Below are 23,294 nucleotides of genomic sequence, written 5' to 3'. Positions count from 1 at the left end.
ACAGAAGATGTTAGTTTATCGGATAGGTTGTGTGCATTCGTACTCGAATTTTTTCTCGAATGTAGCTATTTGCATTTCTCGAGGGGGGTCGGGCCCCCGCCGAGCTCGCGCCCTGGCTGCTGTGCGGGACGTGGCTCCGGACCGCTCCCTGCAGCTCGTGGTACCCGGAGGTCGGTATCCCCATCGGGTGAAGAGGTGTGGCCGGGGACGGTCACTCCCAGAGTGCGTACATCTCGTCGTCGACGCTGCCGACGAGGTGCTCGCCGTCGCAGACGACGCCGACGTCCTCGGCGTCGGGGGCAGCCTCGACCGTCGCGACGACGGTCGCGTCGATACCCTCCTCGTGGAGCGTCGAGACGACCTCCTCGGCCTCGTCGTCGGGCACCGTCGCGAGCATGGCACCCGAGCCGAGGACGCGGAGCGGGTCGACGTCCATGGCGCCACAGCAGGCCTCCGTCTCTGCACTGACCGGAACCCGCTCGCGGTCGAGGTCGATGCGGACGCCCGAGGCACCGGCCAGTTCGACGAGGCCGTTGAGCACCCCGCCCTCGGTCGGGTCGTGCATGGCGGTCGCGGCCCCGGACAGCACCGCCGACTCGGGGAGGACGCTGATGTCGTCGAAGAACGTGGCTGCACGGTCGATGGTCGCCCCGTCGACGCCGGCGGCTTCGAGTTCGTCGCGGAAGTCGGTCGCGAGCACGGCGGTCGCCTCGATTCCGGCGCCCTTCGTGAGCACCACCGCGTCGCCGGGCTCGGCACCCGCGGTCGGGACGTAGCGGTCGGTGGGGCCCATGCAGGTGAGCGACAGGAGCGGCCTGTCGAGCGCGGCGAGCGTCTCGGTGTGGCCACCGACGATGGTGATGCCGAGGCGGCGCGCCTCGTCGTCGAGCTGCCTCGTCACCTCGTCGAGCAGGTGCTCGTCCTCGCTGGGCAGGAAGATGGTGGCGACCAGCCACTCGGGGATACCGCCGCAGGCCGCGACGTCGTTGCTCGCGATGGCCACACCCAGCGTGCCGATGCGGTCGGCGGCCAGCGAGATGGGGTCCGTGCTGACGACCATCGTCGAACCGTCGGTCGCGACCGCGGCCGCGTCCTCCCCATAGCCGGGGCCGGCCAGGAGGTCCGCGTTGGCCGCGCCCGTGCGCGAGAAGATGAAGCGCTCGAGCGCGTCGGGCGAGAGTTTGCTCATGCCCTCTCCTGTGTCCGGTGTCCCCTTGTGCCTTCCTTTCGCCCCGGCGGCTGTGCCGCCATCGGTGACCCCCACGGCTAAGCCCGCACGCGTGAAACGTCGGGCTATGCAGATGACACCCGGCCCGACGGCGGTTCCGCCGCGGGTGCGCGAACGGATGAGCGACCCGATGCCGAACCCGGACGTCGAGGAGTCGTTCTTCGAGCTCTACGACGAGGTCTGCGGGAAGCTCCAGCGCGTCTACGGCACCGACGACGACGTGATCGTGATGGGCGGGGAGGGGATCCTCGGACTCGAGGCCGCCATCGCCTCCACCGTCTCCCCCGGCGACGAGGTGCTGTGCATCTCGAACGGGCTGTACGGCGACGGCTTCGCGGACTTCGTGGAGAGCTACGACGGAGAGCCGACGCTCGTCGGGACCGAGTACACGGAGCCGCTGGACCTGGAGGGTATCGAGGCCGCGCTCGACGCCGGTTCGTTCGAGGCCGCGACGATGGTCCACTGCGAGACCCCCACGGGGACGCTCAACGACATCGAGCCGGTGCTGGAACTGCTCGACGACCACGGGGTCCTGACGATCGTCGACGCGGTCTCCTCGCTCGGGGGGACGCCGGTCCCCAGCGAGCACATCGACATCAACCTCGGTGCGTCCCAGAAGGCGTTCAGCTCCCCGCCCGGTCTGACGACCGTCGCCGTCAGCGACCGCGCGTGGGAGGTGGCGACCGAGCGCGACCCCGACTCGCTGTACACGAACCTGCTCCCCTGGCGAGACACGAGCGAGATGTTCCCGTACACGCATCTGGTGGCGAACGTGGCCGCGCTGGACGAGTCGCTCGCGATGCTGCTCGACGAGGGACTCGAGGCCGCCTACGAGCGTCACGAGCGCGTGGCCGCACACTGTCGGGAACGGGGGGCCGAACTGGGGCTCGAGCTGTACCCGGACGGATCACGGAGCGCACCGACGGTCACGGCGTTCCACCTGCCCGGACGGGCAGGCGCGGTCCAGCGGGAGCTCGAAGCCGAGCACGACGTCGTCCTCGCGACCGGCCTCGGTGACTTGGCGGGCGACATCCTGCGGGTCGGACACATGGGATACAACGCCGACGAGGCGAAGGTCGACCGCGTGATGGACGCGCTGGCGACTGTACTCGACTCGTAGGTCCGGCCCGCGTCCACCGCGCGGACGGCCCGAGCTCGTTCTCACCCGAAGCCTACGTCCACTGACGGGTGTAGCTACCCATAACTTATCCATACGTATGAGTCGGTTATGGCGATATAGTATTGTGCGATAATCCCAAAACCGTTATCTACCCTGCTCGATTACCAGCTACCGTGCAGAAATCCAATATCCACACAAGACCGTTCGGATGGGTGAGTAGAGATGCTAGGTATTGAGTCTCTCAGCGGCAACGCGCTCGCGGCGGCACTCGTCGGTATCGTCCTCTTCGAGGCGCTCCTGCTGTACGTCGGTTACGGGGCGCTCGAGTCCCTGGTGGGTGGCGCAGTCCGGCGTGTACTCGCGGGGGAGTGCAAGGTCACTGACCTGCTGCTTCGCCGTTGCTCGGCCTCCGCCGGGGGTGCTGACCAATGATGGAGCTGATGGGAGTGGGCGTCGACCTGCTCCTGCTGTTCACCGGGTTCGGTCTCCTCATCGGCATCCTGTTCGGCTTCTTCGGCATGGGTGGCTCGTTCCTCGTGACGCCCGCGCTGCTGGTGATGGGCTACGAGCCGAACGTCGCGGTCGGTTCCGGCCTGGCGTTCGTGTTCGGGACCTCCGTCATCGCGACGTTGAAACACCGTGACCTCGGGCAGGTCGACTACAAGCTCGGCATCCTGATGATCGCCGGGACGACGGCCGGCATCGAGGTCGGGAAGCTCGGCCTGGAGTACCTGCAGCACATCGGGCTCGCCGGCACGGTCGTCAGCGTCGCCTACGTCCTCCTGCTCGGCGGCATCGGCGTGTTCGTCACGCGCGAGGCGCTGAAGGGAGGCGGCGGCGGTGGTGTCGACCACGACGCCGATGGCGAGATCGACGCGGACGACATCCCCGACATCGCGAAGAAGATCCAGTCCTACCGCGTGCCGCCGATGATGAAGCTCCGTGGCGGTGTCCGGGTCTCGCTGTGGCTCATCCTGGCCGTGGCGTTCGCGACCGGGCTCCTCTCCGGGTTCCTCGGCGTTGGTGGTGGGTTCATCCGCATGCCCGCGCTGTTCTACCTCATCGGGGTCCCCGTCCCCGTCGCGGTCGGGACGGACCTGTTCGAGATCGTCTTCTCCGGCGGTCTCGGGAGCTTCCTCTACGCGCAGTCGGGCGCGGTCGACCTGAGCATCGTCGTCCCGCTGCTCGCCGGGAGTGCACTCGGTGCACGCCTCGGTGCGGCGGCGACGAGCCTCGTCGAGGAGGAGGACATCAAGGTGTACTTCGGTGTCATGCTGCTCCTCGGAGCCATCGCGGTCGCAGTCCGCGAGATCGGTGGGGTCCTCGAGATGCCCATCCTCGACACCGTCAGCCTGATCATCATCCTCGGCGCTGCGCTTCTGGTCAGCGGAGCGGTGACCTACAGCGCCGTCCACGAGCTGCGTGCGGACGAGGCGGAGTCCGCCCCTGCGACGTCGGTCAGCGACTGACCGCACCCGGAACCGTATTGCTCCAATTTTGCAATTCTGGCACAACCGTAACACGCCATAGTGGCATCTAAACGGGCTGATTAGCCTATTTTTGGCGGCCTCTTTCCCAAACCACTATCCACTGTATTGCACAGTATACACAAGATATAAGGTCCCCAGTCCCCAAACGGTGAGTGTAACATGGATGCAGACGACTTCCCGACACCCGCTGTCGAGGTCGACGAGATCGAACCGAGCGAACTGAAGGCACAGATCGACGCCGGCGAGGCTGTCACCATCCTCGACGCCCGCATGAACGGCGACTTCGACGAGTGGCACATCGACGGCGAGAACGTCGAGATCGCCAACGTCCCGTACTTCCACTTCCTCGAGGACGAGGTCGAGGCGGACATCCTCGAGCAGGTCCCCGAGGGCGAGCCACTCGTCGTCCTCTGCGCGAAGGGTGGCGCCAGCGCGTTCGTCGCGGGCAAGCTCGCGGAGAACGGCCGTGACGTCGTCCACCTGGACGAGGGGATGAACGGCTGGGCCCGCATCTACGAGCGCGTCGAGGTCTCGCGCTACGACGGTCCCGGAACGCTCTACCAGTACCAGCGACCCTCCAGTGGCTGTCTGGGCTACCTGCTGGTCTCCGACGGCGAGGCCGCTGTCGTCGACCCCCTCCGGGCATTCACCGACCGCTATCTCGACGACGCCGAGGAGCTCGGTGCCGAGCTGACCTACGCGTTCGACACGCACATCCACGCCGACCACATCTCCGGTGTCCGCGCGCTCGACGACGAGGGCGTCACCGGCGTGATCCCCGAGGCTGCCCGTCAGCGCGACGTCACCTACATCGACGAGCTCGTCTCCGCCGATGACGGCGACGAGTTCGCCGTCGGCGACGCGACCGTCGAGACCGTCTACACGCCCGGCCACACGAGCGGGATGACCTCGTACCTGCTCGGCGACAGTCTGCTCGCCACCGGCGACGGCCTGTTCATCGAGAGCGTCGCCCGCCCGGACCTCGAGGAGGGCGACGAGGGCGCACCCGACGCCGCGCGCCAGCTCTACGAATCGCTGCAGACGAAGGTGCTGACGCAGGACGACGACGTGCTCGTCGGTGGCGCTCACTTCAGTGACGCCGCAGCGCCCGCCGAGGACGGAACCTACACGGCACCCATCGGCCAGCTCCGCGAGGAGATGGACGCACTGACGATGGACGAGGACGACTTCGTCGAGACTGTCCTCGCGGACATGCCGCCGCGTCCCGCCAACTACGAGGACATCATCGCGACGAACCTCGGCCAGCAGACCGCGGACGACGACGAGGCCTTCGAGCTCGAACTCGGCCCGAACAACTGCGCAGCCAGTCAGGACGCCCTCACCGGCGACTGATCGACAGGTCCACGAGTCCGGTTCGCCGGGTGAACTGATTCCCACATCCTTCGGACACCTCCCACATTCTTCCGTCGCACGTACGGTAGCAGCTGCAGTCGCATTCGGGTAACCACGAGTTTCCAGCTATCAGTAGTTCATAATTTTATGTGATACTAGCCGACCTGTACGCATGGAGGGCCGACGATCACGGTCGGACGGCGGTTCCGGGTACGAACTTTGGAGTCGGCGACACTATCTCGTCGCAACAGTTGGGATCGGTGCGCTGAGTGGCTGTCTCGGTGGTGACGAGGCCGACACGGGCGGGACGACCGTCGCCGAGACGACCACGCGGGCGGACGAAGACGACGGAGCGGAAGACGGCGAGGACGACGAGGAAGAGGAGCTGCCGGAGGGCGTCTCGCGGGAGCAGTTCGAGAACGGACCCGTCCCGGACGTCTACCTCTCCGCGCGGTCCATCGGCGGCGAGCAGCGGGGGAGCGAGGAGCTGTTCTCGAAGGCGGCCGTCCAGTTCTCGGAGTACGAGGAGGCCCTGGAGAACAACGCCCACCAGCCGGGGCGGTGCTGTGCGAACTGTCACGAGTACATCCACGACCGCAACGGGGACGCGTTCGGTGCCTGTGTCACCGTCGAGGGCTACATCGACGGCGCGGACTGGTGTACCGTCTGGGAGGAACTCCCGGAACCGAGTGTCCCCGAAGGGCTCTCGGCGGCGGAACTCCCGACCGCGCAGGTTCCGGAGCAGTACCGGACCGCCAGCTCACAGGGTGACGAGGAGCGCGACCCGAACGACCTCCAGACGCAGGAGGCGGTGCAGCTGATGGAGTCCGTCGACGCCATCGCCGACGGCATCGGCCAGCCGGGACAGTCGTGTGGCAACTGTGCGGAGTTCATCCCCGACCAGAACGGCGACGGCTGGGGAGCCTGTGCGAAGGTGGAGGGCTACGTCGCGGCGGAGGACTGGTGTGCCATCTGGGAACACATCAGCGAAGAGCTCTGACTCAGCGCGCGCCGGCCGGCGGCACGAGCAGGACGTTGCAGTGCGCCCTCGCGGTGACGTCCTCGGAGACGCTGCCCAGGAGCAGGCGCCGCATCCGGCTGCGACCACGCGAGCCCATCAGGATGGTCGTCGGCTCGAACTCCGTCTCGGCGGCGAGTATCTCCTCGACGGCGGCGCCCTCACGGACGACGGTCCGGGTCTCGATCCCCAGCTCCTCCAGTTCGGCTGCGAGTTCGTCGAGTCGAGCCTGGGCATCGGCGACGGCATCGGGGTCGGTCCCGGACCGCCGTTCGGGCGGCGCGACGTGCAGCAGGGTCACCTCCTTCGCAGCGTGCTTGAGGTTCCTGAACTGGTCGAACGCTCTCTCTGCGTTCTCAGAGAAGTCGGTCGCGTAGAGGATGCGCTGGAAGAGGTGTTCGGCGGCGACCTCGTGGTCCTCCTCCCCGTGTTCGAGGATGCGCTGGACCAGCAGCGGTCGGCTGGCGGTGCGGGCGACGTTCTTCGCGGTCCCGCCGATGAAACGCTGTTCCAGCGGGCTCTGGCCACGGGACCCGACGATCACCAGGTCGGCGTGAACGCGGTCGGCCAGCCCGTTGATGCGGCGGTGTGGCGTCCCCCGCATCACGTGGGTTCGGACGTCGAACCCCTCCTCCTCCAGCAGCTGGCGCTGGCGTTCCAGGCCGCGCTTGGTGCGGGCTCCGATGTCGCTGCCCGGCATCCCCGAGGTGACGTTCGGGCTGGTGACGGTGACCAGGTCTATCTGGTCGATGCCGTACCGTTCCAGGCACTCCAGACAGGTCCGTGAGCTGATGGCTGTCTCGATGGCGTCGGACAGGTCGGTCGCGAGTACTGCGCGCATAGGTGATTCTACGCGGACCGAGCTAATCAGTATTGTGCAAGATTGTGATTCTTGCAGCGACCAGGATACGGGAGATTCGTTCGGGTCTCGATGAGGCCCCTATCGTAATGCGAAATCTTCGTTCGTCTCCTGGATTTCTCCGATGGGTATTGAATGGGAATCACAAGATTGATTGGGGGTGATCCGATGTGTGTGGATATGGACCGTCACGTGGATGCAGTCGACCGCGGTGGACGGAGGTCGCGATGATACAGGTGCTCGGTGGGTCCGGGCTGGCCGCGCTGGTCATCGCGCTCGTCGTCCCGATCGTCCTCGTCGCCTTCGGGACCTACGTCGGCGTCCTGATGGCGCTCCAGGAGTTCTTCGGTGCGGAGTCGTGGGACGAGGCCATCGGCCGGACCGAGGAGTAGGTCAGTACCGACGCGAGGCCGATGCCACGACGCGCTGGTGCGTCTCGACGAGGCCGAGGAAGTTCTCGAAGACGAGCTTCGCCGGCTCCGCCGCCGCAACCGATTCGTCGGTGATGCCGTCGAGGACCTGCTGGATGCGCTCGTCCGGGAGGTCCTTCCCCTCCGTGACCCAGACCGCGGTCTGCCGGTCGTACTCCGGGTGGAACTGGACACCGTAGGCGCTGCCCACCCTGTACGCCTGGATGCCGTAGTCGTTGCGAGCGAGGACGCTCGCCCCCGGCGGGAGCTCTGCCACCCGGTCCGAGTGCGTCTCGAAACTGACGAACTCCGTCGGGATGCCGTCGAACAGGGGGTCCGTCCCGACCCGCGTGATATCCCGGTAGCCGAGTTCGTACTCGCCCATGTCGACCACCCGTCCACCCAGCGCCTGGGCGATGAACTGGTGGCCCCAGCAGATCCCGAGGAGCGGGACACCAGCCTCGTGGACGTGACGGAGCCACGTCGTGGCCTCGTGTATCCAGTCCCGGTCCTCGTAGACGGAGGTCTGGGAGCCGCTGACGACGACACCGTCGTAGTTCCACTCCGGGCTGGAGACGGTGGGTGGAAGCGCCGAGGCCGGCAGCTTGTAGACGTCGACGACCACGTCGTCCGCGACGGCCTCCAGTTCACGTCGCAGGTTCCGTTCCGCCGGCGTGTCGCCGAGGGACGCGTCGAGCACTGCGATGTATCGGGTCATACCGAACAGTACGTGCCGCGGTGGCATAGTATTTCGTACTCCAACCACTACAATCTCTGTGCTCATCTCTCGAACGACTCCCAGAACCCGGCAAGATGCTCCTATTTGGGGCGTCTGGCGAAAGATCGCGGTTCCCTGGGAACATTGTATTGTGCAGAAAGAGCACAACACCTAAGTTCGAGTAGCGTCAACGAACTGGTGATGAGTGGAGATAGTACCATCGAGGACATCCGCGAGCAGAAGAAGAACGAACTCCAGAACCAGACCGAGGCGGAGACAGCCGACGCCGGCGACGTCCCCGCGGAACCGGTGCACGTGAACGGCACCGACGAGCTCACGTCGACCATCGGCGACTACGACGTCGTCCTCGTCGACTTCTACGCCGACTGGTGTGGCCCGTGCCAGATGCTGGAGCCCGTCGTCGAGTCCATCGCCGAGAGCACGGACGCGGTCGTCGCGAAGGTCGACGTCGACGCGAACCAGCAGCTCGCCGCCCAGTTCGGCGTGCAGGGCGTCCCGACGATGGTGCTGTTCGCCGACGGCGAACCCGTCAAGCAGATGGTCGGGTTCGAGGACGAGGGGACGCTCCGCGGTCTCATCGAGCAGTACAGCTAGACTCTCGTTCTCCCTGCGGGGGACCGTCTCTTCGTCGAGCGACGGCCCCTTCTGGCCGGCCGTCGTCACTCCGGTCCCACGAGGAACTGGTCGAGCACCCGTTCCGTCGCCCGCCTAAGCGTGACGCTGGCGGTCGACTTGTCGACGTCCAGTTGGTCGGCCACGTCCGCGAGCGTACACCGCCGTGGAACCTCGAAGTAGCCGGCCGCCCGGGCCGTCCGCAGGCACTCCCGCTGGCGCTCCGTGAGGACGTCGTCCGACGCGTCGGAGTGGACCACCGTGAGGAGCTCGTACTGGAACTCCCGCTCGTCGAGGGTGGCCCCGATGGCGTCGAACTGCGCCTGCGTGGCCGCGACGTCGAACGTCATCCGACCGTCCTCGACCACGACCGGGAACAGCGGTGGGAGCGACGACTCGCCGAGGAACTCGTAGAGGCGGCGCTCCGTCGACTCGTACCGCGAGAGCGCCCGGCCCTCGTCGACGAACAGCAGGTCGAACGCGACCACGTCCGGGTGGTCGCGGACGGCCTCGGCGGCACGTCGGGCGTCGTCGGCCAGCACCTCGCCGAGTTCGAGCGAGCGGCCCTCGACGGCGGCACCGGTCAGCAGCCGGTAGGTGGCTCCCGGGTTCGCCCGCGAGACCTCGCTGATCCACATCTCCGGCGGGAGCGTCATCCGGAACCGGGCCCGGATCAACCGGCGCTCGCCCCCTGCGGGGCGGTCTCCAGACTCCATGTGCATGAGGGCGGGAGCGCACCCCGATAAATCCAGTGTCCGGAGACCTCCCGGTGAGTGTCCGGAGCCCTCCCGGTGACGGCGGGTTTAACTAGATGCCCATCAGAGACGGTGGTGTGCGCCCCGCCGTGCGGTTCCTCGTCGGTGTGACGCTCGGCGCGATAGCGATAGCCGCGTATCTCTGGGTCGTCGGCGTCGGCACCGTCCTCGGCCGGGCCACGACGATCGCGCCGCTCTTTGCGGTCCTGGTGCTCGCGCTGGTGCTCGCCGAGGGTGCGGCGGACGGCATCGGTGTCTGGGCCTCGCTTCGCCCGCTCAACGGTGGACTCTCGCCGAGAAAGAGCGTGCAGTTCGCGTTCGCCGGGGACTTCTTCGACACGCTCAGCCCCGCCGGCCCGGTGACCTCTGAGCCCATCATGGCCCGGTTCTTCGCCGTCGAGACCGAGACGAGCTACAGCGAGGCGCTGGGTGTCAGGGGCGTCGCCAAGTACGTCAAGTCGGGAGCGCAGCTGCTCGTCTCCACGGTCCTCGTCGTCGTCCTGGTCCTGCTCGGACTGACCCCATCGTTCCTCGTCTACACGCTCGGTGGGGCGGTCGTGGTCCTCTTCGTCGTCGGTCTCCTGCTGGTGGTGACCAACCGCTGGTTGAGCGGTGGTCTCGTCGTCCTCCTGACTCCCCCGGTCAGGCTGCTCTCTTCGCTCTATCGGGCGGAACCGTACGGCCGCGAGGACGTCACCGCAGCTGTCGACCGGTTCTGGATGCGTGCCGGGCAGTTCCGGGACGCCCCGGGGCTGGTCGCCCTCATCGCGGTCGGTGGCATCGTCGAACAGCTGCTCACTGCTGGCGCCCTCTGGGTGGCGCTGGGAGGCATCGGAACGCCGGTCGCACTCCTCCCCATCGTCGCTGTCATCCCGCTCCCACAGGCCGCCAGCGTCGTCCCCGTGCCGGCGAGTCTGGGTGCCTACGACGTGCTGCTCGGTGTCGTCCTTGGACTGCTCACGGTCGCCTCGCAGGCCGACGCGGCCGCCGCCGTGTTCGCCGTGCGGACGTTCAGCATCGGCTCCGCGCTGGCGATTGGCGGGGTCTCGACGGGGTTCCTGCGTGGCTGGCGGCCCTGAGCCCCCACCGACGAACACCCGGGATGGGCCGTTCGACGGGCCCGCACGGTCGACCGCCCACCGACGACCGCACCACGGTACCCGCCCCGACATTCTTGGCCCGTGCCGACGTAGGTTCCGTCTATGTTCGACGACATCCTGGTGCCGACCGACGGGAGCGACTGTGCGACCGCTGCGGTGGGCTACGCGGAGGACGTGGCGAGCCGCTACGACGCCACCGTCCACGTGCTGAACGTGCTCGATTCGCGCCTCGCGGAGAACGCGCCACAGCAGGAGCGGAGCGGTTCCCGCGCCGAATCGGTCGTCGACGAGGTCACCGAGGAGGTGTCGGCGCAGTCCCTCGACGTCGAACGAGCCGTGCGAACGGGGGTCCCCTACCGCGTCATCCTCGAGTACGCCGGTGAGAACGACATCGATCTCGTCGTGATGGGCACCCACGGTCGGACCGGCGTCGAGCGCTACCTGCTCGGGAGCGTGACCGAGAAGATACTCCGACGCTCCGACGTGCCCGTGCTGACCGTCCGGGACTCGGACGACGGCTCGGTGCACTACCCCTTCGAATCGGTGCTCGTCCCGACGGACGGGAGCGATGCCGCCACGGCCGCTGCAGACGTGGGGCTCGACGTCGCTGGCCGCTACGGCGCGCAGGTGCACGTCGTCTCGGTCGTGGACGCGTTCTCCATGGGCGTCGACGTCCGCTCCCAGCTCATGACCGACTCGCTGGAGGACGCCGCACAGGAGGCCGTCGACAGCATCGCCAGCCGAGCGGGTGACTCGGTCGCAGGCGTCGAGACCGCCGTCGGCTTCGGACGACCGTACAAGAAGCTCCGACGGTACATCGCCGACAACGACGTCGACCTGGTCGTGATGGGAACTCACGGTCGCACGGGGCTGGAGCGCTACCTGCTCGGCAGCGTCACCGAGAAGATCGTTCGCACCTCGCCCGTTCCGGTGTTGACGGTTCGGTCCGCGGACACCGACGCGGAGTGACGGGTGTCCGTTGTCCGCAGGCGCTTCCCGCCGTGGCGTAACTGTCGTCTCGTTTTATTGTCTCTCCCGTCGAACGACGAACGGTGTTCATAGATGTCACTGCTCGATGACGAGATCGCGGTCATCACCGGCGGGAGTTCAGGTATCGGACGCGGTATCGCACTCGCGTTCGCCGAACACGGGGCGAAGGCCGTGGTCGTCGCTGACGTCCGCGAGGACCCGAAGGAGGAGGGGATACCGACCCACGAGAAGATAGAGACCGAGACCGACGCCGACGCCGCGTTCGTCCACTGCGACGTGACCGACCGCGACGACCTGTCGGCTGCGATGGACGCGGCCGACGAGTTCGGTGGCGTCACGATCATGGTGAACAACGCGGGCGTCTGGCGGGCCGAGGACTTCTTCGACGTCAGCGAGGAGGACTACCGCTGGCTGATGGACATCAACCTCTACGGCGCGTTCTTCGGCTCGCAGGTCGCGGCCGAACGGATGGCCGAGGGCGACGGCGGCAGCATCATCAACATCTCGAGCATCGCCGGCCTGTTCGGCAACGGCAACTGGCCGACGTACTCCGCATCGAAGGGCGGGCTCACGATGCTGACGTACTCGCTCGCCCACAAGCTCGCCGACCACGATATCCGTGTCAACGCCATCCACCCGGGCGGCATCGAGACGATGATCGGCGGCGACCGGGAGACCAGCGAGGAGGAGGCCGCCGCGTTCGCCCAGCAGGTCCCGCTCGGGCGGTACGGCCAGCCCGAGGAGATCGGCGGCGCGGCGACGTTCCTGGCGAGCGACCTCGCGAGCTACGTCACGGGCGAGTCGCTCGTCGTCGACGGCGGCTGGACGAGCTGGCGGTAGCTCGTCGAGGAGCCCAGAGAATACAGGTTTCGCGACGGTTCAGTCCTTGACCTCGATGCCACCGAAGGCGGTGAAGCCGCCGACGACGAGGTCGACGTCGTCGTTGACGGTCTCGTACCGGCGGCGCGAGTCCTCCGCCGCACCGAGGACGGGCAGGACGTCCATCTGGACGTTCCAGTCGCGCGGGACGATGACCTCGGCGGCACCGAACAGCGCCACGGCGTTGATGCGGGCCGGGCGGTCGGTGATCTCTGCGTCGCGGAGGTCGATCTCGGCGCCGCCGAAGATGGCGGTCAGGTCGGCCCCGGTGAACGCCTTCGAGGTGTTCCGTCGCTCGACGCCACCGAAGGCCGCGAACATCGACGTGTAGGCGTCGTCGATCTCGACCGACCGTGAACGGTAGGTCCCGAGGACCACCGAGAGACCGAACGCGATGACGAGTATCGGCCAGAACACGATGACGTCGTCGACGGTCGCGACGTCGAGCGCGACGGCCTGCCAGGCCGCCCCGATGGTGACGAGGACGACCGGGCCGACGATGTTCCGGAGCCGGCTCTGGAACAGCGCCCAGAGGCCGACGAGGACGAACAGCGACGGCGCGTACAGCAGCAGGTCGGTCGTCGGGAACACGCCCGTCGTGTCGAGCAGCAGCAACGCTCCGAGGACGACGACGAGTGCGCCGAACAGTACCTGGATGGACGGGAATCTACGGGACGAAGTAGTGCTCATGGATTAACATACGTATAGTGATAATATAAAGAGGTACTATCGGTCCCGGCGTTTGAGAACCCCGCGAGGCCGCGAACCCGTGTGACAGTCCGATACGACGAACTGGCCGGACGGGTCACTTCCGGAGGTCCTCGGACCTGAGTTCGCCCCTCGCGTGCCAGGTCCGCGGTCGGAAGGCGACGACCAGCGCGGCCGTGTAGAACGTGGCCACGGACAGTACGACGCCCCACCCGGGGATCGCGCCGACCTGGGCCGTCGCGAGCCAGGAGTCCGTCGCGAACGCCGTGATCCGGACCACCCAGGCGACGAGCAGGAGCCCGAACAGCGGCAGGTAGATGCGTCGCAACCGGTGGGCGATGGCCTCCTCGGCCGTGATCTTCAGCGTCGGCTGGCGGTAGTCCGCCGCCAGCTCCGTCCGCCAGTCCGGGTTGGTGAGCTCGATATCCGGGTCGAGCCCCTTCGCGAACACGTTCTGCTGGAGCGAGCGGACCCTGGTCCGCCAGATGTCGTACCCCCGGTAGCGGCGCGCCTCGACGACGAGGAACACCGTCAGGGTCGCGATGCCGATGAGGATGACGTAGTGCGGGGTGTCCGAGGAGGAGAAGGACCACGTCAGCAGCGCCGAGATGACGACGACGGCCCAGTTCGTGGTCCGGTCCAGCCGCTCCCGCCAGAACTTCATCCGGTGTATCTCGCCACGGTAGAGGTGGGCCATCGACGAGCTCGGACCCATCTCCTCGTCGAGCAGACCCTCGCCGACCAGTGGGTCGGCGCGGCCCTGCCCGTCGCTATCGGCCTGCTGCTCCCGCTCGTCGGTGGATTCCTGTGTCATGAAGGAACTGGTCGGTCAGACCAGGAGCTGGATGTCCGCCTCGGCCATGTCCTGGATGGCCGTCGCTGCGCCGACGCCGGTGGTGACGCCGTCGAAGAAGTCGTCCTCGTCGTAGTCCATCAGGTCGATGGTCATCTGGCAGGCCTGGAACTCGACACCCATGTCCAGCGAGGTGTCGATGAGCTCCTGGATGGTCGCGGTGTCGTTGTCCGCGATCTGCTTCTCCATCATCTTCGTGGTCATGCGGTCCATGCCCGGGAGCGCGCCGATGACGTTCGGCACGGGCATGCTGGGGTTGCCGACAGAGCTCAGCTTGAGCTTCTTGGACTTCTCCTTGTGCAGGATGTCGAGGCCCCAGAACGTGTGGAACACGGTGACCTCGTAGCCGAACGCGGCGGCCGTGCTCGCGAGGATGAGCGGCGGATACGCCATGTCGAGGGTGCCCTTCGTCGCGATGATGGACATCTTCGGGTTCTCGTCGCCTGCGTCGGCCTCGACGTCGGCCAGCCGGTCCTGCAGCTCCTCGACCTGGGCGGCCAGTTCTGCACGTGACGGCACGTCGCCGTCGGGTTCTGCGGTGTTTGGTGTGTCGGTCGACATGATCACTCGGTCTTGCGGACGTAGTGCGTGTAGAGACCGTCGCCTTCGACCTGGCCGACGAGCTCCACGCCTGGCGTGGAGTCGGCCCAGCCCGCGAGGTCGCTCATGCTCCCGGAGTCGGTCGAAAGCACCTCGAGCACCTCGCCGGCGGCGAGGCTATCGATGCTCTGCTTGGTCTTGACGACCGGCATCGGGCAGTTCTGTCCTTTCACGTCGAGCGTCTCGGTGGATTCGTACTCCGTCATGGTATTGGCTTCACCACCCAATACTGGTGGGTCACTAAAAAGCGTGTCGGTAGCCGTTCGTATTCCGAACACGACTACTCTCGGTTACGCGTACGTAACCAGTCAGACGAACGTTTTCGATGCCGGTCTGTCTATCCGGTATTGTGCGCCCGTAGAATTACTATGCAAAGTCTTATCTGTGCGACCGCTGTAGATGGAATCGACAATGACAGACGGACGGTACACCGGCCGCTCGACGGCCGGCGACCACGGACCGGACATCGGCGGTAGCATCGTCCGGCGAACCGACACCGGAGACGACCGGGGAGGTGTCACCGCGAGATGACCGAGCTCGCACCGTTGCTCGTCCTGGGTGACCTGTTCCCGCGCGGGATACTCCCGTACGCCCTCGGCGGCCTGCTCGTCGGGCTCGGAGCATCGATAATCTACCTCTCGACCGGTATCATCGCGGGGGCGAGCACGTTCCTCGAGTCCACGCTCTCGTACGTCTCGGACATCGACCGGTTCAACCGGTTCAAGTACGTCCAGTCGCGCGACTGGCGGCTCGTGTTCACCGCGGGCATCGTCAGCGGCGCAGCGATCTGGGGGCTCGTGCTCGAACCGGGTATCTGGACCACGGAGGTGCAGTGGTGGCGGCTGCTCGGCGGCGGCTTCCTCGTCGGCGTGGGTACCCGCCTCGGGAAGGGCTGTACCTCCGGCCACGGCGTCTGCGGCGTCGGCTCGCTGTCGAACACCTCGCTCGTGAACGTCGCGACGTTCATGGCGTTCGCCATCGGGACCGCACAGCTCGTGATGGCGCTGGGGGTGAGCCCATGAGCACCGCAGAGCGGAGCCCGCTGTTCCTGCCCGCCATCTACCTCGGCGGCATCGTCTTCGGGCTCGGACTCGCCATCAGCGGGATGGCCCGGCCGGAGGTCGTGCTGGACTTCCTCCAGTTCCAGGACTTCGGGCTGCTGTTCGTGATGGGCGGCGCGGCGGTCGTCACCGGCATCACGTTCTTCGTGGCGACGACGTTCCTCGACCGCGCACCCATCACCGGCGACGAGTACAAGCGTCGCGTGAAGTCGTTCGACCGCAACGTCGTGATCGGGGGCTCCATCTTCGGCGTCGGCTGGGGGCTCTCCGGTATCTGTCCCGGCGCGGCCTACGCGAGCTTCGGCGTCGGGAACTACCCAATCCTCTGGGCCATCGGGGGCATGTTCCTCGGTGCGTACGCGCAGGGCTACTGGCGATCCATGCGGTCGTCGGAGGGCGCCGAGCAGGGAGCAGACCACGCCTCCTCGCAGGACTGAAGCCCTGTATTCGACGCCTCTGGCAGTATTGTGCCGAATTTGCAAACACTTTTGAGTGGGCAACCCCTATGTACATCAAATGGCTGACTCGATGAGCGAGATGCTCCGGCAGGACATGTATTGCGAGGGACTGCTGGAGTGCTTCCACGACCTGAAGGGTATCGACAAGGAGATCTTCCAGCTGCTGAACGAGGAGACGGACGCGCTCACCGTCGACGAGATCGCCGAGGAGATCGACCGGGAGCGCTCGACCGCCTACCGTGCGGTCCAGCGCCTGCTCTCGGCCGGCTTCCTCCAGAAGGAACAGATCAACTACGAGCAGGGCGGGTACTACCACGTCTACCGGCCGCGCGACGCCGATGAGATCGCACAGGAGATGCAGCGGATGCTCAACGACTGGTACGCGAAGATGGGCAACCTCATCGGCGAGTTCAGCGAGAAGTACGCCGACGGGGAGGCACAGGCCGAGCCCGTAGAGAGCTGAGCTACTCGCCGAACAGTTTGTCGACGAAGCCCTTCTCGCGGGAGCGCTCGGCCAGCAGCACCGAACACGGCACGTCGTCGACGACGTCCAGCACGAGCGATCCACGGAGCAGCCGCGACAGCAGCCCTTTCTCGGTGGCACCGAGGACGAGCATCGAGCTCTCGGCGGCCGCGTCCTCGATCACCGTTTCGACGTCCCCACTCTCGACGACGAGCTCCGCGTCCGAGAGCCCGTGACTCTCGGCCCACGACTCCAGGAACTCCCTGCCGGCGTCCACGTCTTCGGCAACGTGCAGGAGCTTGACGGTCGAGCCGTACTCGGCCCTGAGGAGCTTGGCGAGCTCCGCGGAGAGGTCGGAGTCCGGTCCACCGGCCGTCGGCACGAGGATCTCCGACGGATCGAACCCGCGGTCCTTCAGCACGAGGAAGTCACACGGCAGGTTCTCGGTCAGCTCGTCGACGGCACTCTCGACACGGCCGGGGGAGCCGTGCGTGTCGTCGTCCCAGCCCATGACGACCATGTCCGCGTCGTGGGTCTCCGCGGCGTCGAAGATCTGCTCGAACAGCGTGTGCGAGAGGATGGTGTGCGTCTCGACGTCGACGCCGAACGTCTCGGCGTCGCGTTTCGCCTCGTCGAGGATGTCGTGGTAGTCCTCCTCGAACACCTCGGGGTGCTCCGCCGCGTACTCGAGCGAGGTCTGGTCCGGCGCCTTGACGATGTGGACCGCGTCGACGGTGCCGCCCTTCTGCTTCGCGACGGCGCTCGCGAGCGTGATGAGGTCCTTCTCGGTCTTCGGGTTCGCGAGCGGGACCATCACGCGGTAGTCGTCGGTCGCGCTCCCCTGGACAGTGTCGGGCTGGACGGTGTTCGCCGCCGAGACGGCGGCATCAGGCATCTCCTCGGGGCGGGACAGGATGTACGTCGAGAGGATGCCCTGCTTGTTGGTCTTGTTCCGGGCGTAGACGAGGTACCAGACGATACCGCCGACGACGAACAGTACCGCGACAGCGATGTACTCCAGGTTCATGAAGTAGATGAGCCCGAAGGAGGAGATCGCCCCGATGATCGGGACGGCGGGGTACAGCGGAACCTCGAACTCGGGGTCGTACTCCGGCGTATCGGCCTCCCGCATCACGATGAGCGCGAGGTTGAGCAGTCCGTAGACGATGAGGTGCAGGACACTCCCTGCCTTCGCGAGCACCTTCACGTCGCCGATGACGATGAACGCCAGGATGAGACCGCCCGTGACCGCGATACTCCGGTACGGCGTCGCGAAGCTCGGATGGATGGCGTTGAGCTTGTTCGAGATGAGCTTGTCACGGCCCATGGCGAAGTTGATCCGGGAGGACGCGAGGATGCTCGCGTTCGCGCTCGAGGCTGTCGCGAGCAGGCCGGCGAACGTGAGCAGCCCGACGCCGATTCCGGCGACTCCGTAGGCCCCGAACGCGATATCAGCCACGTCGAGGACCGGCGTCGACGTGAAGTCGGGACCGAGCTGGCGCCAGTTGATGACGCCCATCAGGACGACCATGATGATGGCGTACATCACGGTCACGATGGCGACACTGCCGACGACCGCCAGCGGGAGGTTCCGGCCGGGGTTCTTCAGCTCCTCGGCGACGGTTGTGATCTTCGCGAAGCCGAGGAACGAGACGAAGATGAGCCCGGTCGCGGGGAGGATGGCGGTCGCACCGCCGGTGTCGGGCGGGAAGATGGGCCGGAGCGTCGAGAGGTCGGCCTGGAGGAAGCCGAGGACGGAGAAGAGGGTGAGGATACCGACCAGCAGCGTCACGATGACGATCTGGATGCTCCCGGTCTCCTTGGCGCCGACGTAGTTGATGACGATGAACAGTGTCCCGGCGACGAGGGCCCCGATCTGGAACGAGGAGAGCGCGATGGGGCCGAGTGCGACCTCCGGGAGCGCCAGGAGCGTGTTGAGGTACTCTCCGAAACCGATGGTGTAGAAGGCGCTCGCGAACGCGAGCCCCATCCAGTTCCCCCAGCCGGCGATGGAGCCGAACAGCGGGCCGAGCGCGTGGTTGACGTAGTAGTAGCTCCCGCCGGCCTTCGGCATCGCCGTCCCCAGCTCGGAGGCCGAGAGCGCGGTGAACAGCGAGATGACGCCCCCGACGACGAACGAGATGGCGACCGCTGGTCCGGCTGCCTGAGCTGCCTGCCCCGGGAGGACGAAGATACCGGCTCCGATCATCGTACCGACGCCGATGGTCAGCGCGGAGAGCAGGCCGAGGTCCTTCGCGAGCTCTTCGTCGCCGTCTGTCATCCGCTGCCCTCCTCGGGGACGGCGATGACGGGTATCGGCGACTCGGTGACGAGCCTGAGCGAGTGACTTCCCGAGAGGAACCGGACGATACGGCCCTGGTCACGTGGCCGGTAGACGATGGCACTCGCGTCCAGCTCGGTCGCGACGTCGATGATGCCATCGACGACGTCTCGTCGGTACGCCACGGCGTCGTCGGCGTCGGGGAAGCTCTCTCGGAACGCCGCGAAGGCCTCCCGGGCGACCTCCTCCGACTGCTCGACGGGTGTCTTGTCAGGGACCCCCTCGCCCTTCTCGACCACGTGCAGGACCGTGACCTGGTCCAGCTCGTAGGGTTCGAGGGCTCGTGCTGTCTTCCGTGCGTCCGATTCGTCGGCGACTGGAACGACGACTGATTCTGTGAATGACTTGCTCATTGATTCGGTCCTGTCCGTATCGCGTTCGTCTCGTTGCTCGTCGGGCCGTTCATCCGTCGACCGCCTCGGTTCCGGTGCCGCGGAACGTCTCCAGCGCGCGCTCGTCGGTCGGGTTCCGGGAGAGGACGGTGACGATGTCGTCCGGCTGGACCACCGTCTCCCCGTGGGGCGTCAGCTCCGACTCGTCGCGTTCGATGCCGATGACCAGCGTGTCCGCGTCCAGGATGCCCTCGCCGCTCGCCTCCTCGAGGCTCCGACCGGCGATGGGGGCGCTCCCGTCGACGGTGATCTGGACGATGTTCGCCTCGCCGGTGAGGCTGATGACGTCCTCGGGGGCGCCGGCGTCCCGGTCGCCGTCCGGGTCGAACGGAGCGTAGGGACTGAAGAACTCGTCCTCGACGAGGTCCTCGTCCTCGATCTCGATGCCGAGCTGGGAGAGCTTCCGGGCCACGCGCTGCAGGTCGCTCGTCGTCTCGCCGACGGCGACGACGTGGAGGTTCTCCCGCCCCGTCATCAGGGTCCTGACGTTGATGACGCCCGGCACGGCGCGTGCCCGGTGGGCGAGTGCCTCGCGTTCCGGGACCGGCACGTTGCAGAGGTAGAGGTTGGTGAGGTTCCCGCCCGCTCGCTCGAAGTCGATGTGTGCGGTGTAGCCGCTGATGATACCCGCCTCCTCGAGGTTGCAGATCCGGTTCCTGACCGTCGCCCCGGAGACGTTGACCGTCTCGGCGATGGCCGCCGCCGTCGTGTGGCGGCTCTCACGCATCAGTGTGAAGAGGATCCGGCGGTCGATGTCGTCGAGGCGGTACTCGGTGTCTTGCTGTGGCATGTCGGTTGCTCCTTGCGGATTTCGGTTCTACAAGCAGACCGCGTCGGGGATTCACTTAATGCTTGCTAAGGCAGGCACGAATTACGGATATGGAAGTGACGTGGACTGCAGGCGGCTGTCGTCATCGTCCTCGACCGATGACGTGGACGTCCGCCGATGAGACGGTCACCGCGACGGCGTCTCCCACCTCGAGGGCGAGCCGGTCGACCGTCGGCGGCGCGACGGTCGCGACCAGCGTCACGGTTCCGGTCTCCGACCCGGTGGGATTCCCGGTGTCGCGGTTCTCGCTGTCGGTCTCGACGATGACGCGGAACTGGTCGCCCTCGTTCACCAGTCTGTCCACCGTTCCGTGGAGTCGCTCGGGACCATCCGGCGTGGCTGCCGTCGGCCGTGCGAGTCCGAGGCGGGCGGGGTGGACGCTGACGGTGACGGTCTCACCCACCTCGGGGCCGGACTCGCTCCCGTCGAGCGTCGCCCGGAGCTGGCCTGCGCCGAGCTCCAGCAGCAGCCTGCCGGACTGCCGTTCGACCACCCTCGCCTCGAGGACGTTCTCGCTGCCGGTGAAGCGGGCGACGAACGGCGTGGCTGGTCGCTGGAGGACCGCGTCGGACGGCCCGACCTGTTCGACCCGGCCGTCGTTCAGCACGGCGATCCGGTCGCCGAGCGCGCTGGCCGTGCGCTGGTCGTGGGTGACGTAGACGACCGGGATGTCCAGCGAGGCGAACAGGTCGTGGAGCTCCAGCCGAAGCCGTCGTCGGATCGGCGTGTCGAGGCTCGAGAGCGGCTCGTCGAGCAGCAGCGCATCCGGGTCGGCGGCGAGCGTCCGGGCCAGCGCCACCCGCTGGCGTTCACCACCGGACAGGGCGTCAGGTCTGCGGTCGAGCACGTCGTCTATCTCGAGCAGCGACGCCAGTTCGGTGACGCGCCCCTGGTCGGTCGCTGCGTAGGAGACGTTCTCGCGGGCGGTCATGTGCGGGAACAGCGCGCCGTCCTGGAACACGACGCCCGTTCCGCGGGCCTCCGTTGGCGCATCGGTGATGTCGCGGCCGTCGAGCGCGACGGTCCCGCCGTCCGCGTCGACGATTCCCGCGACCGTCGAGAGCAGCGTCGTCTTCCCGCTCCCCGACGGGCCGAGCACCGCCAGCACCTCGTCCTCGACGGTCAGGTCGACCGGGCCGAACGTGAAACCGCCGTAGCGTGTCTCGAGCGAGGTGAGTTCGAGCATGGTCACTCCAGTGGGTTGGTGCCGAGTGCGTTCAGGACGACGAGGCTGACGACAGCCACCGCGAGCAGGACGACCGCGACCGGGAACGCCGACGACAGGCCGGCGGTGCTGAACGAGACCCAGATCTGGACGGGCATCGTCCGGGGGTAGTACGCCAGCATGATGGTTGCGCCGAACTCGCCCATCGCCCGGGCGAACGCGAGCGTGACCCCGGCGAGCACCCCCGGCCAGGCGATCGGGAGCGTGACCCGCCGCACCGTCGTCGCCCGGCTCTTGCCGAGGGACCGGGACGCGGCCTCCAGCTGTTCGTCGACCCCCTCGAACGCCGCCTTCGCCGTGACGACGACGAACGGGGAGGCGACGAACGTCTGGGCGAGGACCACCCCCGCGAACGAGCGCGTGAGCGGGAACCCGCCCGACGCGGCGACCTCGCCGACCAGCGTCTCCGGGCCGACCACCGTCAGCAGCACCATCCCGCTGACGACCGGGGGCAGGACGAGCGGCAGGACGACGAGCGCGGTCAGTACCGTCTCGCGTCGGCCGTCGGTCCGCGCCAGCCAGTACGCGAGGGGGACCCCGAACGTGGCCCCGATGGCCGTGCTCACCGTCGAGGCGGCGACGGAGGTCGTCATGGCGCCGACGACGGCCGGGTCGTCGAGTCGGGAGAGCACGGCGCCAGGGGGCTGGCTCGCGACCAGCGAGAGCACCGGGACGAGGTAGTAGCAGAGCAACAGCACCCCGAGGACGGTGGCGACGGCGAGCCAGTCCGGCCCGCGGGCCGTCTCAGCTCGCGACGCCATCCGGTGTCTGTCCCGTGTACCGGGGGTACGTCTCGGGGACGGTGAACCCGAACTCGGTCAGGTAGCCGTCGTCGGTCAGTGCCTCGAACACGGCGATGGTCGCAGCGGACTCGTTTCGCAGCGTCGCCGCGTAGCTGATCGGAGCCCCGGTGACGACCGTCCCGCCGGGTAGCTCGTAGCTCGTCGACGCGTACCGGTCGGCCAGCGACGGGTCGCCGAGGTCGATGGCCGGGGGGAGGTCGACGAACTCGTAGTCGCGGTCGACCGCCATGCTCCGGTAGGTGAACGCCGCGTCGATGGCGCCGGTCTCGAACTGGCTGACGAGCTGCGTCTCGGGGTAGCGCTGGTCCGGTGACGGGACCTCGGCTCTGAGGTCCACCGCGGTGTCGTAGTGGTCGGTCGCCAGCTCGAGCGCGAACAGCGTCCGGTAGCCGAGCGGGTCCAGATCCGGGTCGGTGCGTCCGAGGGAGACCCCACCATCGAGCAGGGGCCGCCACCAGCCGTCCACGCCCGCGTCGGCGACGCGACGGCCGCCCGGGCTGGTGCTGTCGTAGGCGAGCACGAGCGAGTTCGTCGCGAACTCGGCGTACCAGGGCGGGGTGAGCGTCGACTCGAAGAGCGCGACGTCAGCGACGGCGACGATGTCCGGGTCCTTCTGTCCCTCGGCGACGAGTCGGGCCACCCGGGCCGACCCGTGGGCCTCGACCTCGACGCGCTCGTCGACGCGCTCGACCAGGCCGTTCTCCAGCGCGTCGTTCAGGCTCCCGGCCGCCAGCACCGACACCGCCGGACCGCCACCGAAGACACCGCTGCAGCCCGCGAGACCCGCCGTCGCCCCCGCGACCCCGGCCAGAACCGTCCGCCGCCGGGGTGTGCCTCCCGTCGTCATGGCCTCACCTCGGGGAGGTCGCCCAATAAAAGTATCTCACGTCGGGGGGTTTCGCGGCGACCTGGGTCGGGTGATGGTCCGCCGGATATCGGTTCCACTCTCGGCGCTGTGTCCCGCTGCGTTCCAGGGGCGGACGAATTCAGGACTGCTGACGGGCTCGG

Annotated in this window: 26 protein-coding genes and 1 pseudogene; 13 read left to right on the top strand and 14 right to left on the bottom strand. The window is 67.3% G+C overall.

The window, feature by feature from the left end:
* Positions 1-211: 211 nt before the first annotated feature.
* Positions 212-1,189, bottom strand: a complete 978-nt coding sequence (locus ACSG06_RS18445; RefSeq protein WP_440991760.1) for an AIR synthase family protein — start codon at positions 1,187-1,189, stop codon at positions 212-214.
* A gap of 106 nt (positions 1,190-1,295) precedes the next feature.
* Between ACSG06_RS18445 and ACSG06_RS18440 the strand changes: the two genes are divergently transcribed.
* From ACSG06_RS18440 to ACSG06_RS18420, 5 genes and pseudogenes are all read left to right on the top strand, one after another.
* Complete coding sequence (locus ACSG06_RS18440; protein WP_440991759.1) at positions 1,296-2,348, top strand: pyridoxal-phosphate-dependent aminotransferase family protein; 1,053 nt, start codon at positions 1,296-1,298, stop codon at positions 2,346-2,348.
* 222 nt (positions 2,349-2,570) lie between these two features.
* A pseudogene (locus tag ACSG06_RS18435) lies at positions 2,571-2,717 on the top strand (DUF7512 family protein); the annotation flags it as partial.
* Between the two features lie 59 nt (positions 2,718-2,776).
* Complete coding sequence (locus ACSG06_RS18430) at positions 2,777-3,817, top strand: sulfite exporter TauE/SafE family protein (protein WP_440991758.1); 1,041 nt, start codon at positions 2,777-2,779, stop codon at positions 3,815-3,817.
* Between the two features lie 180 nt (positions 3,818-3,997).
* A complete protein-coding gene (locus ACSG06_RS18425) occupies positions 3,998-5,191 on the top strand; it encodes an MBL fold metallo-hydrolase (protein ID WP_440991757.1) in 1,194 nt (397 codons plus the stop codon).
* A gap of 172 nt (positions 5,192-5,363) precedes the next feature.
* Positions 5,364-6,191, top strand: a complete 828-nt coding sequence (locus ACSG06_RS18420) for a high-potential iron-sulfur protein (RefSeq protein WP_440991756.1) — start codon at positions 5,364-5,366, stop codon at positions 6,189-6,191.
* Between the two features lies 1 nt (position 6,192).
* Here ACSG06_RS18420 and ACSG06_RS18415 read toward each other — a convergent pair whose 3' ends face one another.
* Positions 6,193-7,050 (bottom strand): universal stress protein, encoded by an 858-nt coding sequence (locus tag ACSG06_RS18415; RefSeq protein WP_440991755.1) that lies wholly within the window; start codon positions 7,048-7,050, stop codon positions 6,193-6,195.
* A gap of 245 nt (positions 7,051-7,295) precedes the next feature.
* Here ACSG06_RS18415 and ACSG06_RS18410 point away from each other — a divergent pair, with 245 nt between their 5' ends.
* Entirely contained in the window at positions 7,296-7,460 is a 165-nt protein-coding gene (locus ACSG06_RS18410) for a hypothetical protein (RefSeq protein WP_440991754.1), read from the top strand.
* A gap of 1 nt (position 7,461) precedes the next feature.
* Here ACSG06_RS18410 and ACSG06_RS18405 read toward each other — a convergent pair whose 3' ends face one another.
* Entirely contained in the window at positions 7,462-8,196 is a 735-nt protein-coding gene (locus tag ACSG06_RS18405; protein ID WP_440991753.1) for a type 1 glutamine amidotransferase, read from the bottom strand.
* Positions 8,197-8,397: 201 nt separating this feature from the next.
* Between ACSG06_RS18405 and trxA the strand changes: the two genes are divergently transcribed.
* Complete coding sequence (gene trxA / locus ACSG06_RS18400) at positions 8,398-8,811, top strand: thioredoxin (protein ID WP_440991752.1); 414 nt, start codon at positions 8,398-8,400, stop codon at positions 8,809-8,811.
* Between the two features lie 65 nt (positions 8,812-8,876).
* Here trxA and ACSG06_RS18395 read toward each other — a convergent pair whose 3' ends face one another.
* Positions 8,877-9,545: a helix-turn-helix domain-containing protein gene (locus ACSG06_RS18395; protein ID WP_440991751.1), complete on the bottom strand. Its 669-nt coding sequence runs from the start codon at positions 9,543-9,545 to the stop codon at positions 8,877-8,879.
* A gap of 116 nt (positions 9,546-9,661) precedes the next feature.
* Here ACSG06_RS18395 and ACSG06_RS18390 point away from each other — a divergent pair, with 116 nt between their 5' ends.
* The 3 genes from ACSG06_RS18390 (at position 9,662) to ACSG06_RS18380 (ending at position 12,514) form a co-directional block, all read left to right on the top strand.
* Positions 9,662-10,663 (top strand): lysylphosphatidylglycerol synthase domain-containing protein, encoded by a 1,002-nt coding sequence (locus ACSG06_RS18390; RefSeq protein WP_440992106.1) that lies wholly within the window; start codon positions 9,662-9,664, stop codon positions 10,661-10,663.
* A 123-nt stretch (positions 10,664-10,786) separates the two neighbouring features.
* Entirely contained in the window at positions 10,787-11,653 is an 867-nt protein-coding gene (locus ACSG06_RS18385) for a universal stress protein (RefSeq protein WP_440991750.1), read from the top strand.
* 93 nt (positions 11,654-11,746) lie between these two features.
* Positions 11,747-12,514: an SDR family NAD(P)-dependent oxidoreductase gene (locus ACSG06_RS18380; protein ID WP_440991749.1), complete on the top strand. Its 768-nt coding sequence runs from the start codon at positions 11,747-11,749 to the stop codon at positions 12,512-12,514.
* A gap of 39 nt (positions 12,515-12,553) precedes the next feature.
* Here ACSG06_RS18380 and ACSG06_RS18375 read toward each other — a convergent pair whose 3' ends face one another.
* The 4 genes from ACSG06_RS18375 to ACSG06_RS18360 all read right to left on the bottom strand — a co-directional run bounded on the left by ACSG06_RS18375 (position 12,554) and on the right by ACSG06_RS18360 (position 14,920).
* Entirely contained in the window at positions 12,554-13,243 is a 690-nt protein-coding gene (locus ACSG06_RS18375) for a LiaF transmembrane domain-containing protein (RefSeq protein WP_440991748.1), read from the bottom strand.
* 115 nt (positions 13,244-13,358) lie between these two features.
* Positions 13,359-14,075, bottom strand: coding sequence for a DUF2270 domain-containing protein (locus tag ACSG06_RS18370; protein WP_440991747.1), 717 nt, complete (start codon positions 14,073-14,075; stop codon positions 13,359-13,361).
* Positions 14,076-14,090: 15 nt separating this feature from the next.
* On the bottom strand, positions 14,091-14,675 hold the full coding sequence (locus ACSG06_RS18365) for a DsrE/DsrF/DrsH-like family protein (protein ID WP_440991746.1): 585 nt from the start codon (positions 14,673-14,675) through the stop codon (positions 14,091-14,093).
* 2 nt (positions 14,676-14,677) lie between these two features.
* Positions 14,678-14,920, bottom strand: coding sequence for a sulfurtransferase TusA family protein (locus tag ACSG06_RS18360; protein ID WP_440991745.1), 243 nt, complete (start codon positions 14,918-14,920; stop codon positions 14,678-14,680).
* 321 nt (positions 14,921-15,241) lie between these two features.
* Here ACSG06_RS18360 and ACSG06_RS18355 point away from each other — a divergent pair, with 321 nt between their 5' ends.
* The 3 genes from ACSG06_RS18355 to ACSG06_RS18345 all read left to right on the top strand — a co-directional run bounded on the left by ACSG06_RS18355 (position 15,242) and on the right by ACSG06_RS18345 (position 16,696).
* Complete coding sequence (locus ACSG06_RS18355) at positions 15,242-15,736, top strand: YeeE/YedE family protein (protein WP_440991744.1); 495 nt, start codon at positions 15,242-15,244, stop codon at positions 15,734-15,736.
* Complete coding sequence (locus ACSG06_RS18350; RefSeq protein WP_440991743.1) at positions 15,733-16,212, top strand: DUF6691 family protein; 480 nt, start codon at positions 15,733-15,735, stop codon at positions 16,210-16,212. The genes ACSG06_RS18355 and ACSG06_RS18350 overlap by 4 nt, the downstream gene beginning before the upstream one ends.
* Positions 16,213-16,291: 79 nt before the next feature.
* Positions 16,292-16,696, top strand: coding sequence for a helix-turn-helix domain-containing protein (locus ACSG06_RS18345; RefSeq protein ID WP_440991742.1), 405 nt, complete (start codon positions 16,292-16,294; stop codon positions 16,694-16,696).
* 1 nt (position 16,697) lies between these two features.
* Here ACSG06_RS18345 and ACSG06_RS18340 read toward each other — a convergent pair whose 3' ends face one another.
* The 6 genes from ACSG06_RS18340 to ACSG06_RS18315 all read right to left on the bottom strand — a co-directional run bounded on the left by ACSG06_RS18340 (position 16,698) and on the right by ACSG06_RS18315 (position 23,133).
* Positions 16,698-18,977, bottom strand: a complete 2,280-nt coding sequence (locus ACSG06_RS18340) for an amino acid permease (RefSeq protein WP_440991741.1) — start codon at positions 18,975-18,977, stop codon at positions 16,698-16,700.
* Positions 18,974-19,390 carry a universal stress protein gene (locus tag ACSG06_RS18335; RefSeq protein ID WP_440991740.1) on the bottom strand — a complete coding sequence of 139 codons (417 nt, stop codon included), beginning with the start codon at positions 19,388-19,390 and terminating at the stop codon, positions 18,974-18,976. The genes ACSG06_RS18340 and ACSG06_RS18335 overlap by 4 nt, the downstream gene beginning before the upstream one ends.
* 49 nt (positions 19,391-19,439) lie before the next feature.
* On the bottom strand, positions 19,440-20,219 hold the full coding sequence (locus ACSG06_RS18330) for an Lrp/AsnC family transcriptional regulator (protein ID WP_440991739.1): 780 nt from the start codon (positions 20,217-20,219) through the stop codon (positions 19,440-19,442).
* Between the two features lie 121 nt (positions 20,220-20,340).
* The gene (locus tag ACSG06_RS18325) at positions 20,341-21,444 is read right to left on the bottom strand and encodes an ABC transporter ATP-binding protein (RefSeq protein WP_440991738.1); all 1,104 of its coding nucleotides are present in this window, start codon (positions 21,442-21,444) and stop codon (positions 20,341-20,343) included.
* Between the two features lie 2 nt (positions 21,445-21,446).
* Positions 21,447-22,244: an ABC transporter permease gene (locus ACSG06_RS18320; RefSeq protein ID WP_440991737.1), complete on the bottom strand. Its 798-nt coding sequence runs from the start codon at positions 22,242-22,244 to the stop codon at positions 21,447-21,449.
* A complete protein-coding gene (locus ACSG06_RS18315; protein WP_440991736.1) occupies positions 22,228-23,133 on the bottom strand; it encodes an extracellular solute-binding protein in 906 nt (301 codons plus the stop codon). The genes ACSG06_RS18320 and ACSG06_RS18315 overlap by 17 nt, the downstream gene beginning before the upstream one ends.
* Positions 23,134-23,294: the final 161 nt, after the last annotated feature.

It is taken from the genome of Haloarchaeobius baliensis (assembly GCF_052060055.1).
Taxonomy (GTDB): domain Archaea; phylum Halobacteriota; class Halobacteria; order Halobacteriales; family Natrialbaceae; genus Haloarchaeobius; species Haloarchaeobius baliensis.
This window is presented reverse-complemented; position numbering and strand designations above follow the sequence as displayed.